The organism is Pirellulales bacterium, assembly GCA_035939775.1.
In the GTDB taxonomy this organism is placed as follows: Bacteria; Planctomycetota; Planctomycetia; order Pirellulales; family DATAWG01; genus DASZFO01.
In genome coordinates this window covers 1-13162 of sequence record DASZFO010000228.1, presented here as the reverse complement: position 1 = coordinate 13162, position 13162 = coordinate 1, and the positions used below count along the sequence as shown (strand labels likewise).

Below are 13162 nucleotides of genomic sequence, written 5' to 3'. Positions count from 1 at the left end.
GAGCTTGAGGCGCAGCCAGTGGTGGCCGGTGCGCTGATCGTTGCGCAAGAGGCGCGGTGGGCCGGCGACCGAGGTGAGCACCACGTCGAGATCGCCGTCGCCATCGATATCGGCGACGGCGCAGCCGCGGCCGACGAGCGGCCGGGCGAAATCGGTGCCGCATTTCTCGGGCGGAACGGCGAGAAACTCGGTCCTGCTATCGCGGCCGCAGTTCCAGAAGAGTTGCGGCGGCTGGCGATATTGCTGGCTGGCCTGGACCTTCGAGATTTCCTCTTCGAGATGGCCGTTGGCGGTGAGCAGGTCGAGCCGGCCGTCGAGGTCGTAGTCGAAGAACACCGTTCCGAATTTGAGCCATTGCCGCGACGGCGGGCCGAGCCCCGTCGCAATTGCCTCGTCGGCGAATTGCAGCGGAGAACGCTGCGAGACGTAGAGCGACGACATCTCGTTGGCGAAATTGCCGATCGCGATCCCGAGCGTCCGGTCGTTGCGGAACCAGGCCGCGTCGATCCCCATTGCGCCGCGAGCGTTGCCGGAGGGGTCGAATGCGATGCCGGTGGTCGCTCCGATCTCCTCGAACTTGCCGCCGCCCAGGTTGTGGAACACGAAATTCTGCACCGTATCATTGGCCACGACTAAGTCGATCAGCCCGTCGCCATCGAGATCGATCGGAATGACGCCGAGCGATTTGCCGACCGGCACGCCGGTGGCTGGGTTTTTTACCTGGATGCCGGCCTGGGCGGAAACGTCGGTGAAGGTGCCGTCGCCATTGTTGTGGTAGAGGTAGCAATGCGCCCCCTCGAAGCTGAGCGGCGGGCCATAAGCGCGGCCGACTCCGACGAGCTTGAAATCCTGCGCCAGATCGATCTCCTTCGACCATTTCACGTAGTTGCAGACGAATAGATCGAGCCGACCGTCGTTGTCGTAATCGACGAAAGCAGCGCTCGTGCTCCATTGGTTCGGACTGCCGCCGACGCCGGCCTCGTCGGTCACCTCCTTGAACTTGCCGTGGTCGTTGTGGAAGAGATGGTTCTTTCCGACGGCGGTGACGAAGATATCGACCCAGCCGTCGTTGTCATAGTCCCCGCAGGCGACCCCCATGCCGTAGAACGGCAGATCGAGGCCGACCGCTTTGGTCACGTCGGTGAAGGTGCCGTCGCCATTGTTGCGGTAGAGGGCCATCGTGGCCGGCGGCGCGTTGGCGGTGCGCGAACTGGGCCATTGCGTGCCGTTGATCAAAAGCAGGCTCTGTCGCCCGCTGTTGTCGTAGTCGATAAACGCGCAGCCGGCGCCCATCGTCTCGGGGAGCAGCTTCTGTCCTTCGGCGCCGTTGGTGTGGACGAAGTGAATGCCGGCCTGCTTGGTAATGTCGGTGAAGGTGACCTGCGGTGGCGCCAGCTTGGGCCGCTCGCGCGTTGCCACCGTGGCTAGCGGAGCAGGATCGCTGATGTGCTGAGTCGGAACGCGATTCAACCACCAGACGGTGCCGCCGGTCGCCACTCCCAGCACAGCCAGGACGATGAGCGAATTGCGCAGCGACCGGCCGATCTCGTGATCGTTCTGCTCTTCAGCTTCAACTGGCGCCGCAACGGGGACTGCCTGTGCGAGCTTTTCGTTTTTGTTCGGTTCAGTCATCGGTTTTGAAGGGAACAGGAGTTGAAATAGCCGGAAATGAACGGAAATTCACGGAAACACGGCGAGGCTTCTATTCGCGTTCATTCGCGTTCATTTCCGGCTTCGCTTCCTTGGATCGATTCAGCGGATAAATCACGATCATCTCCGCGGCGGCGTTGGCGGCGGGGTATCCTTGACGGGCCAGGGCGATGGCGCGGTTGCGGGCGTTGTCGTCCGGCTTGTAGATGGCGTGCAGCTTCTGATGCTCGGCGGCGATAAGCAAGGGATTGGTCGTCGTTGACGTGCGTGCGGTCTGGGGGACCGGAGGAAATGATCGCGGCTGGCGAACCAAAAGCGTCGATGAGAGCCGCGGCGACCAAGCCAGCCGCGCGAGCTACTTTCCAATTAGAACTTGGAATCGCGAGGATTGCAACCATCGGATGTTCCGCGGATTGATGGTATGCTTGCCAGCTTCGGAGTGCCTGTTTAAAGTGAGGTATGAAAATGATGAATCGCACCGCAAGGTCGTTAGAACCATTGTTCCGAGTTCAATCCATTCGCTCGCTTCGCCTGTACAGTTCGAGGCGAATCGTCGGTCGACTCTGGCTGGCTTTGCCCGCGATCGCGATGTCGTTTGTCGCCGGCACACTTGCCGCCGCGCCGATTGAGCGAAATCCGACCACGCCGGAACAAGCTCCTGCTGCGAAGCGGCCCCAGGAGGTGCTCGACGCCATCAAGCGTTTCGAGGGCGGGAATCCGGAGGGAGCGTTTGAATTGCTGAAAGCCGCCAGCGCGAAGAATGCTAGCTTAGCGCCGCCGCGGGTGATGCTGGCTAATCTGTTTTTCTCCGATCGTCAAAAGGCCGCCGGTCTCGAACAACTCGAACTCGCCGTGCTCGAATCGCCGGACGACCCCGAGCCGCATCTGATCTTTGGCGACATCGCCGTCTTTGAGCGACGGCTGAGCGATGCCGAGGCCCAATTCGCGGCGAGCGGCCCGCTGCTGGCCAAATACTCCGCGGATGCCGGCCGAAAGGCATCGTTGACCTCGCAGTATTATCTGGGATTGGCGATGGTCGCGAAGATGCGCGGCCAATGGGGCGCGGCTCAAAAGCAGTTGGCGATCTTGCTCGATGCCCAGCCAAAGAATTCCACGGCGCACCGGCGAATGGCGGAGGCGCTCATCGGCGCTGGGAAGACCGACGAGGCCCTAAAGGAATTGCAAGCGGCTGTGAAGGCCGATCCCTCCTTGCCGCCCGCGGCCAGCCTGATGGCCGAGATCTATCGCCAAATCGGCAACTCAAAGGAGGTCGAGAAATGGTTGACGCGCGCCGTGGAGGAATCGCCGCACGACGTTCGCGCTCGCCTGGCCATGGGCAAGTGGTGGTTGGATCAAGGGGAGCTGGATGAGGCCGCCGCCGAATTTGCCGCCGCCGAGAAGATTGATCCGAGTTCGCTCGAAGTCAAGCTCGCGGTCGGCACCGTCGCCCGACTTCAGCACGACGACACGCGAGCGCAGCATCAATTCGAAAGCGTTCTCGAGCAGGCGCCCGGCAGTTTTTCCGCCAGCAATCAGTTGGCCTTGCTTCTGGCGGAGCAGACCGACTCGAGCAAGCTGCGACGAGCATTGGAAATGGCGGAGGGCAATCTCCGCGCCGCGCCGCAGAGCGGCGAGGCCGAATCGACCCTCGGCTGGATCGAATTCAAGCTCGGCAAGACCGACGAGGCGGAGCGCCATCTCCGAGCCGCGGCCGCTCGGGGATCGATCAGCCGCGACACGGCTTATTTCATCGCCAAGGTTGAGTTCGACCGCGGCCAACGCGACGAATCGCTCCGTATGCTGCGCCAAGCCGTCGGTGGCCGAGGTCCATTCGCATACGCCGAGGAGTCCAAACGTTGGCTTGCCAAATTGACGAAGCCGAGCGAGGCGCCGCAAAAATGATCCGCTTAGTCTGTCGACGTTTTTGCCGGCCGCTCGTTCTGCTATGCGGGCTCATGCCGATGCTTGTGGGCTGCGGCGAGACGCCCGCATTGAATGGGTCAAATAGCGTATCCACGGCAACGACTCGGCCCGCTGATCCCGCCGCCTCAAATCGCTCGACGGCGACCGACGACCCGCCGCTGCTGACCGAAGTCACCGAGCAACTCGGTTTCAAGCGTCCCAGCGAACCCTGGCCGGACGGCACCTACATGACGCCCGAGATCACTCCCGGCGGGATCGCGTTGTTCGATTACGACAACGACGGCCGGCTCGACATTCTACAAATCTGCCACGGACCGCCGGGAAAATTCGACACTCCGGTCCCAAATCGGCTCTTCCATCAGCAGCCGGACGGCACATTCAAGGAGGTGCCGCATGCCGGAGGGCTGGTGAGCGGCGGCTATGCGCACGGGGTCGCGGTGGGGGACGTGGAAAACAGGGGCTTACCCGATGTCTTCATCTCGAGCTTCGGCGCCGACCGGTTCTATCACAACAACGGCGACGGCACTTTCACCGATCGGACCGCGGCCGCCGGTTTCGATCCGAAGACGCATCATTGGAGTTCGTCCTGCGCATTTTTCGATTACGATCGCGACGGCTATCTCGATCTGCTCGTCGTGCGGTTCGCGATTTTCGATCCCAAGAGACAGTGCCTCGCGTCGTCTGATCCCAACGACCGCGACTATTGCGGGCCGCACACGTTCGAGGGAGTGCTCAGCACGCTTTACCACAACAACGGCGACGGCACGTTCACCGACGTGACGGCGAAGGCGGGCATCGACGCGCCGTCGCGCGGCTGGGGTGTCGTTTGTGCGGATTTCACCGGAGACGGTTGGCCCGACATCTTCATCGCCAACGATGAGGAGCCGGCCCAACTATGGGTAAACCAACACGACGGCAAGTTCAAGGAAGAGGCCATCCAACGCGGTTGTGCGCTGAATGCCGCGGGGCGAGTCGAGGCGGGGATGGGAGTCGGCGTGGGCGATATCAACGGCGACGGAAATCTCGATCTGTTCGTCACCCACATCTCCAGCGAAACCAATACTTTGTACATGTCTCTGTCGAAGCCGGGGCAATTCGACGACAAGACGGCCGCGGCCGGCATGGGCCCGATCGACCGGCCCTACACGGGCTGGGGCTGCGGGTTCGTCGATATTTTCAACCGGGGAATCTTGGACATCGCGGTGGCCAACGGTCGCGTGACCAAAGGCCCAGTTTACACCGGTGCGGCGCTCGGCAAATTCTGGAACCGTTTCGCCGAACCGAAGCTGCTCTTCTTGAACGATGGCAAGGGTCATTTCGAAGATGCGAGCGCACGCGCTGGGGCATTTGGAAAAGTGCCGCAGGTCAGCCGCGGGATGGCATTCGGCGATCTGTTTGGCGACGGGGCGATCGACATCGCCGTCGAGAACCTCGACAACTCGCTGCAGGTCTACCGCAACACGGCCCCCAAGCAGGGAAATCACTGGCTGATCGTGCGGGCGATGACCGGCAAACGCGATGCCTATGGCGCAATACTGACGGCCGAAGTCGGCGGCAAGAAGCTGGTCCGTTTGGCAAATCCAACCTACAGCTACTTATCGAGCAGCGATCCGCGGGCCCATTTCGGCTTGGGCAAGAGCGATCGCGTTGACAACCTGCACGTCCTCTGGCCCAGCGGCAAAAAAGAACGTTTCGACGTGCCGGCCGTCGATCGCGTGCTGACGATCCATGAACGCGAAGGGAAGGCGGAATAGGAGCGGACGGAATCTCAAATCTCAGATTTGAGATCAAGCATTTTCGTTTCCCGTCACTCGCCATTCGTCACGTCTTTCGCAGACGCCGGCTCGCGATAAGCCTTTTTCGCGCGGTAGAGATTGAGCCGCGTTTCGATTTCCGTGGCGGTTTTTTCCTGCCCGGTTTCGCGGGCCAGCGCGACCGCTTTCTCGGCAGTTTTGACCGCCGCGGGAAATTCTCCCGCCTCGGCCAGCGCCGCGGCTTGCGTATCGAGCACCAACGGCATCTTGTAATCGGCCAGCTCACGGGCCCGATTGGCCAGCTCGACGGCCCGCTTCGGATTGCGGTGCCGCTCGTCGTGGCTCGTGGCCAGAATCCAGGCCAGGTTGTTGAGCGCCTCGGGCCAATCGGGACGAAGACCGAGCGCCTCCTCGTTGTGCGCGATCGCTTCGTCGATTCGCCCCAGCCGACTGAGCGACAGCGCCAGCTCGTAATGCGCATCGGCGTTCTCGGGGCGAAGCCGGACCGCTTCGATGAAATTCGGAATAGCTTCTTTGTCGTTGCCGAGCTGCGCTAGCGCCGTCCCGAGCGCGACGCGCAGCTCGGAGTCGTTCGGATTGGCGCGCAGCGCCTGGGCGTACTCCTTGATGGCCTCTCCCGCCTTGCCCTGCTTGGTGAGCGCGAGGCCCAGGTTGTAAAGCGCTCCGAAATGCCCTCGCGACAGTCGCAACACTTCGCGGAACTGGGCAATTGCCGCGTCTAGCCGCTCCTTACGGAGCAGGGCGCGGCCGAGATCGAAATGCGCGTCGAGATAGCCGGGGCGCAGCCGGATCGCCTGGTTATATTGCTCAATCGCCGCGTCGAGTTCGCCGAGCGTGGCCAGCAGCAGCCCTAAATTATGATGCGGCTCGGGATCGTCGTCATTCAACTCGATCGCCCGCTGGAATTCCTTCCGCGCCCCCGGCACGTCGCCGGTGCGAATCAGCACGACGCCTAAATCGTTGTGGGCATCTGGATCGTCGGGATGGAGCTTCGCTCCCTCTTTGTAAACGATTGAAGCAGTGATCAAGTCGTTCTGACTCAAGAGAAAGGTGCCGAAGCTGTTTCGCGCGGCCGTGAAATCGGGCTGAATTCGCAAGGCCTCGGTGAACTCGTCCTTGGCATCGGCCGTCTTGCCTTTTTCGGCGAGTTCCATTGCCTTCTTGTAATGCTCGAACGCCTCGGGAAGAATGAATTGCTTGGGCTTGGTTGAATCGGCCATTGGAGCCGGCGAACCGGCATCGTGCTGAGCCGTTTTGGCCCCGCTGTCGACCGCGTCGTTGGGCGCCTTCGCCGCCGGCGAGGGGCCTGCCTCGCCGCCCGATGCCTTTGCCGCAGACGCGTCGGCGTTTTTTGTCTCCGGGCGCGTCACCGCGCCGGCGTCGCCCGCCTTCTTCGCCGATGATCCGGACGAGGCCTCGGTTTTCGGCGACGGCGGCTGATCATTCGGCGAATCGCTCGGCGGTGGCCTATCGCACCCGTCGAGCAACAAGATCGCGGACACGAGGAAGACGATCGCGCAGAAGTTGGGGGCAAATCTCAGATTCATCAGCCTGCAAGTCCGAAAAGGATTGAAAATCGAGCAACGGTTGACCGCGTGATACGCTCCGCCGAACTCGACTCCATCTTACCCTGGCAGCCCGACGAGCCACCAGTCGGTTGATTGGTGTTCTCGCGTCGTGGTTGGGCGATGAGTACGTCGTTCACGGACCCATAGGATGGCAGGATTTGCAGCCTTTTCAGCGGCTAACCGTTGCCGGTCCTTCCGGCCCGGCGGCCCAGGCAACTGCCCCCTTTTCCTGCAATATCCGGTCGGTTTCCTCGTTACACTTAATAGGCATGAGCGACGGTAGCCCGACTTCCGGCGACGGAGAGCGACTGGCGCAATGGGTGCGCGAGCATGGGCGGGCCGTCCGGGGGTATCTATTGGGGATCGTTCGGCATCCCGATGTCGCCGATGATCTGACCCAAGAGGTGTTTTGGCGGGCGTGGCGTTCGCGCGAGCGGTATCGCGAGAGCGGCACGCCGCGGGCGTATCTCCTCAAGATCGCCGACCGGCTGGCCTGGGATCATTGCCGGATCGCGCGGCGCGAGGTGCATCTCGACGAAGAAACCTGGAACCAGATCGAGCCGGCAAGCGATTTGGCCGGTCCGGCTGATGAGGTGATGTGGATTGAATCGCAGCGCGAATTGGCCGAAGCGCTCGCCGGACTGTCGCCATTACAGCGCCGGGTGGTGCTGCTGCGGTATTTCGGCGGCCTGGAGTTTGCTGAAATCGCGCGGCAATGCGATTCGCCGCTGGGGACTGTCCTGAGCCATTGTCATCGTGGTTTACAAGCTCTGCGGAAATTGCTCTGCGGAAAAACCTCATGAACGACGACGAAACAAAACTCGAACGCCAACTTCGCGAAGCGACCGGCGCCCCCGGTTCCACGAGCGCGGGCTGCGCTGAGTCCCTACCGGCGGGCTGCGCTGAGCCCCTGACAGCGGGCTGCGCTGATCCCCTGACAGCGGGCTGCGCTTCCTCGACCGCCGGTCGCGACGCGGAAACGGCGGCTCTTGCCGAAGGGTGGCTGGCGCTCGGGCAACTGCTCGACGCGGCCAATGCCGATTTCCGGCCCGAATTGGTTGTGAAGCAATTGCGCAGGCGATTGCTGCGCCGGCGATTGTGGCGGGGCGGGGCGCTTTTGGCCGCGACGCTATTGATCGGAGTGAGTGTCGCCTGGTTCGTCGATCGAAACCAGTTAAGTGATTCGATCAATACGCCGCGGAATGGTTCCGACGTGGCGGCCGAACATCCGGCTGCGAATCCCAACGCGAAAGCCAACGACGCGGCGGTCGAACCATCCGTGGTCGTCGAGAATTCGGCTGGCAACTCCGGCTGGGACCAAGCCCTCGATCAGCAAATCGCTCAGGTTGATGAGGGCGTTTTAAATGCCGGGACGCTCGCGAATCGCGGTGATGATTCGATCGATCGGCTCGGTCAACAGCTAACTTCCTTCCGCCAAGAGGTCGAGAAGGATTCGTTATAGGGGTCAACGCTAGCCCGACGCGCCAGCGAGGGAATTCGTCGTTCGCGTCGCTCGCGCGTCGGGCTAGTGTAATGTTTCGGCTCGGATTCATTTTCGATCGAGGGGGTCACCATGCACTTTCGTCGACTTATTGTCAGCGGCACCTTGGCCGTCGGATTGGCATTGCTGGGTTGGTCTCGTTTGTCCGCGGACGAGGAGCGACCGGCGGATGCTCCGGCACCGCCCGCGGCGGGTAACGCCGATCAAGGCTTGCTGCCGAGGTTGCGAATCGCGGACCTCGCCTTCGACGGGCCGGGCGATGCGAAGTCCGGGGATGGATCGGCAAGCGGTGGGCCTGGCCGTCCGCGCGATCCCGACGGTCGCGGTGGGCTGGGTGGCGATTACGATGGTCGCGGCCAGCCGGGCGCCGGTCAGGGCGGCCCTGGTGACGACGGCGACGGCGGTTCCGGCGGACCTGGCCGTGGCCCGGGGGGGCCGGGACGCGGTCCCGGAGGTCGCGGGCCGGGCGGACCGGATGGGGGCAAAGGTCCGCCGCCACCCGGTGATCGAGGCGGTCCTGGCCCTGGTCAATCGGGACCCCGAAAGCCAGATGGAGTTCGTCCCGGTCCCGATGGTTTTGGCTTCGACGATGGTCGGCGCGATCCCGAAATGAACACGTTGATGAAACAGGATCGGGAACTCGGCAATCGCTCTGATGAACTTGCCGACAAATACCGCCGAGCGTCACAAGCCGATCAGTTACAGATCAAGAAGGAGATCGAGGAAACGGTCAACAAGCATTTTGACGTTCGTCAGCAGCGACGGAAGCTACAGCTTGATCGGATGCAAAAAGAACTCGAGCGGCTCCGAACCGAGATCGACCACCGCACCGAACAGCGCGAGACGCTGGTCAAGTCGCGTGTCCAAGAATTGCTCGGCGATAATGGACCTGGGTTTTGAGCGACGAGCGGTTTAGCTTACTTTTCCGATGTCTGGCTGACGAGACCTGCCCGATTCGCGGCGTTCTGGGCCGCGACGTATTGCAGATCGGATTCGCTCAGCCGATCCATCGGCACGGTGGTGTATTTGCCGGTCTCCTTGAGCAGCCGAACCGTGCTGGCTGAAACCCGGACGAGCTTTCCACGGACGTGAAACTCGCCTGTGTCGTCCTGCCAGTCGCGCATCATCGGCGGTTCGTCGACCGCCTGCTTGCCCGCGGCGGGCGGAGCCGTACCAGCCTTCTTCGAAGGTGGCTCGGCAAACGGATCGGCGTTGTCAGCGGCCGGCTTTGGTTCGGGCTTATCGGCGGGCTTCTCCGGAGCGTTCTTGGCGTCATCGCCGGCGGTGGGCGGCGTGGTCTCCTTGGGTGCTACCGCCGGGTCCACCGCGGGCGGAGCTGCCTTCGACGCATCGCCGGCCGCAGCCTTTGGCGGCGGCGCGAACGGGTCGGCTTCCTTGGGAGCAGACTCGGGCTTCGGCATATCTGCCGGCGGCGCGGACTCCTTTGGCGGAGAGCTCTCTTTCGGCGGCGCCTTCGGAGCGGACTTGCCCGGTTCCGCGAACGGATCCTCTACTGCGGGAGTTGGCTTTGGAGCGGGTTTGCCTGGCTCCTTCGCAGGCTCGGGCGCCGGCTCTTTCGGCACCGCGGTTTCCTTGGGCGGCGCGGGTTCCGTCGCGGGCGGCTGGGGAGCGATCGCTGCCGGCGGCGTTACTGTCGCGGGCCGGGGTTCCGTGGCTGGCGGCGCGACACCCGGAGGAGCCGTGGGCATTGGGGCCGCGGGTGCGACGGCCGGCTTCTCCGTCGAAGGCGAGACCGACGAATCCGGCGGGGATGGGGGCGCCGGTGGGGCTGGCGACTCGGCGGTTGCCGGTGGAGCGGGAGCCGAGGGCGCGGCAGCCGGAGCGGAGCAATCGGCCGGGCTGCACATCTGGCAGCAAGTTACGCTCTGGCAACAGCAGCGCCGCGATCTCCAGCATGCTGAAGCGGTGTCGAATGGCATTGACACGATCAACGTCCAAACCAACACGATCTGTCGCAGGCGTCGCATGGCAGGTCTCCTCCAGTTAGTCACGCCGCCAAACCGCAATCGAACCGACAGCCGGATTCTCAACCCGGCCAGGCGGCAGGCGATCATCTTTGATGAGCCCATGCTAACGTCACGAATCGGCGCTTGCAACCAAATATGAGCGGGCGAGAATCACCGCGCCGGCCTCGGCGCTACTGCTGATTTTTCTTGACATTCGCGAGAGATCGCCTTATTCCTTGTCTTAGTCGCCGGCCACCTACGGACGGTGCCGAAGTCAACAACCAACACGCCGTATCGGGCCGAACCATGAGCCTGGTGAGCCGTTCGCAGTCTCAGCGCTCGATTCGCAGTTTCCGGCTCACCTTGACCAGACTGCTAGTCATTGCTGCAACTCCTCTCATCACGGCTGCCGCACGCGGCGACGAATGGCCCCGATTTCGCGGCCCGACCGGGCAGGGAATGACCTCGGAAACCGGCCTGCCGACAGTTTGGGGTGCAAAAGAGAACAAGAACGTCGTTTGGAAGGCCGAACTGCCGCCAGCGATTGCGGCCGGCCGTGCCGACAACAATCAGTCCAGTCCGATCGTATGGGGCGATCGTGTCTTTGCCACCACGGTTTTCTGGCCCACCGGAAAACCGCAAAGCGAGTTTCCAGAGCAGCACGTCACTTGCTTCAATCTTTCCGACGGCGCGCGCCAGTGGGACACTGTCGTGCCGCACGGGCCTTGGCTGCTCGCCGATCTGCGCGGAGGTTACGGCGCTCCGACGCCGGCGACGGATGGCCAGCGGCTCTATGTGGCTTTCGGCTCCGCCACCATCGCCGCCCTCGACATGCAGGGGAAACTTCTCTGGCAGAAGGAAATCGCGGATTACAAATCGATCGACGTCTCGTTCGCCTCCAGCCCAATCCTCTACCGCGACACGGTGCTCTTGCTCTGCGACAAGAACGATCACGCCTCGACGCTGACGGCATACGACGCGGCCTCGGGCGAAGTTCGTTGGGAAAAGAAGCGCCCCAACGTCGCCTTCGATCACACGACCCCGGTGCAAGTCGAGATCCACGGCAAGCCTCAGTTGCTCATCGCCGCGTCGAACTCGCTCGAAGGCGTCGATCCGGAAAACGGCGACCTGCTCTGGCAGGCCAACACGCCAGGCGACGTGCCCTCGCCTATTTATCACCGCGGGCTGGTCTATTCTGACAGCGGTCGCGGCGGGCCGGGCATCGCCGTCGATCCCGACGGATCGGGAGACCTCACAAAGACGAATGTCAAATGGAAGATCGCTCAGATTCCCGAGGGGCTCTCGTCGCCGGCGGCGTTTGGCAACGCGTTATATCGTTTGCACACACCGGCGGTGCTGCGATCATTCGACATGGCCGACGGGCGGCAGCGATTCACCGCTCGACTGGATGGCGTGGCGACACAGGCCAGCCCGATCGTCACGGCTGAGGGAGTGATTTATCTCGCCTCGGCAGGTCGCAGCTACGTTATCAAGGCGGGGCCGAACCTCGATATCCTCTCGGTCAATGATCTCGACGATCCCGGTCCCGCCTCCCCCGCGGCAGCGCACGGAATGCTGATCCTCAAGGGGTCGAAATATCTCTTTGGCATCGGTAAGAAATGAGGTTGAATCTACCCGAACAGCCGCCCTTGGCCGCTGTCCGGCGAGGACTCGTCGGGGACGGACAGTCCAAGATGTGCGTAGCCTTTGGGAGTGAGCTTGCGGCCGCGGGGCGTGCGGATCACGAGTTCCGAGCGGAGAAGAAACGGCTCGACCTCGTCGGAAAGCGTGTCGGTCGAGGTGTTCATCGTGTGGGCGATTGCTTCGACGCCGGCCGGGCCGCCGTGGAACACGCGGGCGATGGTTTGGAGGTATTTGCGGTCTTGGCCGTCCAATCCCATTTCGTCGATCTCCTGCATATCCAGCGCGGCTCGTGAGAGCTTGAGCGTGATTCGACCGTCGGCCTTGCTGGTGACGAAATCGCGGACCCAGCGGAGGCGGTTGTTCGCCAGGCGCGGAGTGCCACGGCTGCGGCCGGCGATTTCCTCGGTGCTGGCCGAGTCGATCTCGACCTTGAGCTTCAATGCGCTGCGGCGGATGATCTCGGCCAATTCGGCGACCGTGTAGAAATCCAAGTGCTCGCGCAAATGGAACCGATCGCGGAGCGGGGCCGAAATCAGCCCGGCCCGGGTGGTCGCCCCGATCAACGTGAACGGCCGGAGAGGCATGTTGATCGTGCGGGCGTTGACCCCTTCGCCCAGCAAAATGTCGATCCGAAAATCCTCCATCGCCGGATAGAGAAATTCCTCGACCGGCTTAGGCAGCCGATGGATTTCGTCGATGAACAGGACCGAGCCCTCCTCGGCATTCGTGAGATAGGGGATCAAATCCTTCGGAGCGGCAAGCGCCGCGCCGCTGGCGATCTGAAAGCTCACGCCTAAATCGCGCGGGATGCAGGTACCAAAGGTGGTCTTGCCGAGGCCAGGGGGTCCGTCGAACAGGATATGCCCCAGCGGCTCGCCCCGTTTTTGAGCGGCATCCACGGCAATCTCGAGGCGGGCATAGACCTCGCGCTGGCCGACCATGTCGCGCATCCGCTGTGGGCGCAGATCGCGATCGTCATCCTTCTCTTCAACAGTGGATTGCAGAATCGGTTCGCGCAAAGTCCACTTCTCACTTGGCTAGCGCCCGCACTGAACGTCTGTTGACCCGCCGAAGTATACCATTCGCCGAACCACTGCGGAAATGCCACTCGATCCGCGCCAGCGCCGATTAGGG

13 protein-coding genes are annotated in these 13162 nt (G+C 62.7%); 8 read left to right on the top strand and 5 right to left on the bottom strand.

The features are described from left to right. Together VGY55_14255 and VGY55_14250 are read right to left on the bottom strand one after the other, a co-directional pair. Nucleotides 1-1632: VCBS repeat-containing protein (locus tag VGY55_14255; protein HEV2971132.1), on the bottom strand; the 1632-nt coding region annotated here is incomplete at its 3' end. Between the two features lie 70 nt (nt 1633-1702). Further along, the gene (locus VGY55_14250) at nt 1703-1894 is read right to left on the bottom strand and encodes a hypothetical protein (GenBank protein ID HEV2971131.1); all 192 of its coding nucleotides are present in this window, start codon (nt 1892-1894) and stop codon (nt 1703-1705) included. 344 nt (nt 1895-2238) lie between these two features. Between VGY55_14250 and VGY55_14245 the strand changes: the two genes are divergently transcribed. Both VGY55_14245 and VGY55_14240 read left to right on the top strand, forming a co-directional pair. Further along, nucleotides 2239-3552, top strand: coding sequence for a tetratricopeptide repeat protein (locus VGY55_14245; GenBank protein HEV2971130.1), 1314 nt, complete (start codon nt 2239-2241; stop codon nt 3550-3552). A 53-nt stretch (nt 3553-3605) separates the two neighbouring features. Continuing rightward, nucleotides 3606-5327, top strand: coding sequence for a CRTAC1 family protein (locus tag VGY55_14240; protein HEV2971129.1), 1722 nt, complete (start codon nt 3606-3608; stop codon nt 5325-5327). 53 nt (nt 5328-5380) lie between these two features. On the opposite strand, the gene VGY55_14235 is transcribed toward VGY55_14240, so the two are convergent. After that, the gene (locus VGY55_14235) at nt 5381-6895 is read right to left on the bottom strand and encodes a tetratricopeptide repeat protein (GenBank protein HEV2971128.1); all 1515 of its coding nucleotides are present in this window, start codon (nt 6893-6895) and stop codon (nt 5381-5383) included. Between the two features lie 290 nt (nt 6896-7185). On the opposite strand from VGY55_14235, the gene VGY55_14230 reads away from it, so the two are divergent. The 4 genes from VGY55_14230 (at nt 7186) to VGY55_14215 (ending at nt 9317) form a co-directional block, all read left to right on the top strand. Further along, the gene (locus VGY55_14230) at nt 7186-7719 is read left to right on the top strand and encodes an RNA polymerase sigma factor (protein ID HEV2971127.1); all 534 of its coding nucleotides are present in this window, start codon (nt 7186-7188) and stop codon (nt 7717-7719) included. After that, on the top strand, nt 7716-8378 hold the full coding sequence (locus VGY55_14225; GenBank protein HEV2971126.1) for a hypothetical protein: 663 nt from the start codon (nt 7716-7718) through the stop codon (nt 8376-8378). Before VGY55_14230 ends, VGY55_14225 begins: the two co-directional genes overlap by 4 nt. Before the next feature lie 208 nt (nt 8379-8586). Beyond that, the gene (locus VGY55_14220; protein HEV2971125.1) at nt 8587-9030 is read left to right on the top strand and encodes a hypothetical protein; all 444 of its coding nucleotides are present in this window, start codon (nt 8587-8589) and stop codon (nt 9028-9030) included. Then, complete coding sequence (locus tag VGY55_14215; protein HEV2971124.1) at nt 9027-9317, top strand: hypothetical protein; 291 nt, start codon at nt 9027-9029, stop codon at nt 9315-9317. The genes VGY55_14220 and VGY55_14215 overlap by 4 nt, the downstream gene beginning before the upstream one ends. Nucleotides 9318-9334: 17 nt before the next feature. Here the strand turns inward: VGY55_14215 and VGY55_14210 are convergent, their stop codons facing one another. Continuing rightward, nucleotides 9335-9838, bottom strand: coding sequence for an SHD1 domain-containing protein (locus VGY55_14210; GenBank protein ID HEV2971123.1), 504 nt, complete (start codon nt 9836-9838; stop codon nt 9335-9337). 118 nt (nt 9839-9956) lie between these two features. On the opposite strand from VGY55_14210, the gene VGY55_14205 reads away from it, so the two are divergent. Together VGY55_14205 and VGY55_14200 are read left to right on the top strand one after the other, a co-directional pair. Next, the gene (locus tag VGY55_14205) at nt 9957-10544 is read left to right on the top strand and encodes a hypothetical protein (protein ID HEV2971122.1); all 588 of its coding nucleotides are present in this window, start codon (nt 9957-9959) and stop codon (nt 10542-10544) included. Between the two features lie 146 nt (nt 10545-10690). After that, nucleotides 10691-12007, top strand: a complete 1317-nt coding sequence (locus VGY55_14200) for a PQQ-binding-like beta-propeller repeat protein (GenBank protein ID HEV2971121.1) — start codon at nt 10691-10693, stop codon at nt 12005-12007. 8 nt (nt 12008-12015) lie between these two features. On the opposite strand, the gene ruvB is transcribed toward VGY55_14200, so the two are convergent. After that, a complete protein-coding gene (ruvB, locus tag VGY55_14195; GenBank protein HEV2971120.1) occupies nt 12016-13047 on the bottom strand; it encodes a Holliday junction branch migration DNA helicase RuvB in 1032 nt (343 codons plus the stop codon). Nucleotides 13048-13162: the final 115 nt, after the last annotated feature.

Excerpts from the sequence above, each read along its gene's own strand:
- VGY55_14245 (HEV2971130.1), top strand. The coding sequence starts at position 2,239 with ATGTCGTTTGTCGCCGGCACACTTGCCGCCGCGCCGATTGAGCGAAAT.
- VGY55_14240 (HEV2971129.1), top strand. The coding sequence starts at position 3,606 with ATGCCGATGCTTGTGGGCTGCGGCGAGACGCCCGCATTGAATGGGTCA.
- VGY55_14235 (HEV2971128.1), bottom strand. The coding sequence starts at position 6,895 with ATGAATCTGAGATTTGCCCCCAACTTCTGCGCGATCGTCTTCCTCGTG.
- VGY55_14230 (HEV2971127.1), top strand. The coding sequence starts at position 7,186 with ATGAGCGACGGTAGCCCGACTTCCGGCGACGGAGAGCGACTGGCGCAA.
- VGY55_14225 (HEV2971126.1), top strand. The coding sequence starts at position 7,716 with ATGAACGACGACGAAACAAAACTCGAACGCCAACTTCGCGAAGCGACC.
- VGY55_14220 (HEV2971125.1), top strand. The coding sequence starts at position 8,587 with ATGCTCCGGCACCGCCCGCGGCGGGTAACGCCGATCAAGGCTTGCTGC.
- VGY55_14215 (HEV2971124.1), top strand. The coding sequence starts at position 9,027 with ATGAACACGTTGATGAAACAGGATCGGGAACTCGGCAATCGCTCTGAT.
- VGY55_14210 (HEV2971123.1), bottom strand. The coding sequence starts at position 9,838 with ATGCCGAAGCCCGAGTCTGCTCCCAAGGAAGCCGACCCGTTCGCGCCG.
- VGY55_14200 (HEV2971121.1), top strand. The coding sequence starts at position 10,691 with ATGAGCCTGGTGAGCCGTTCGCAGTCTCAGCGCTCGATTCGCAGTTTC.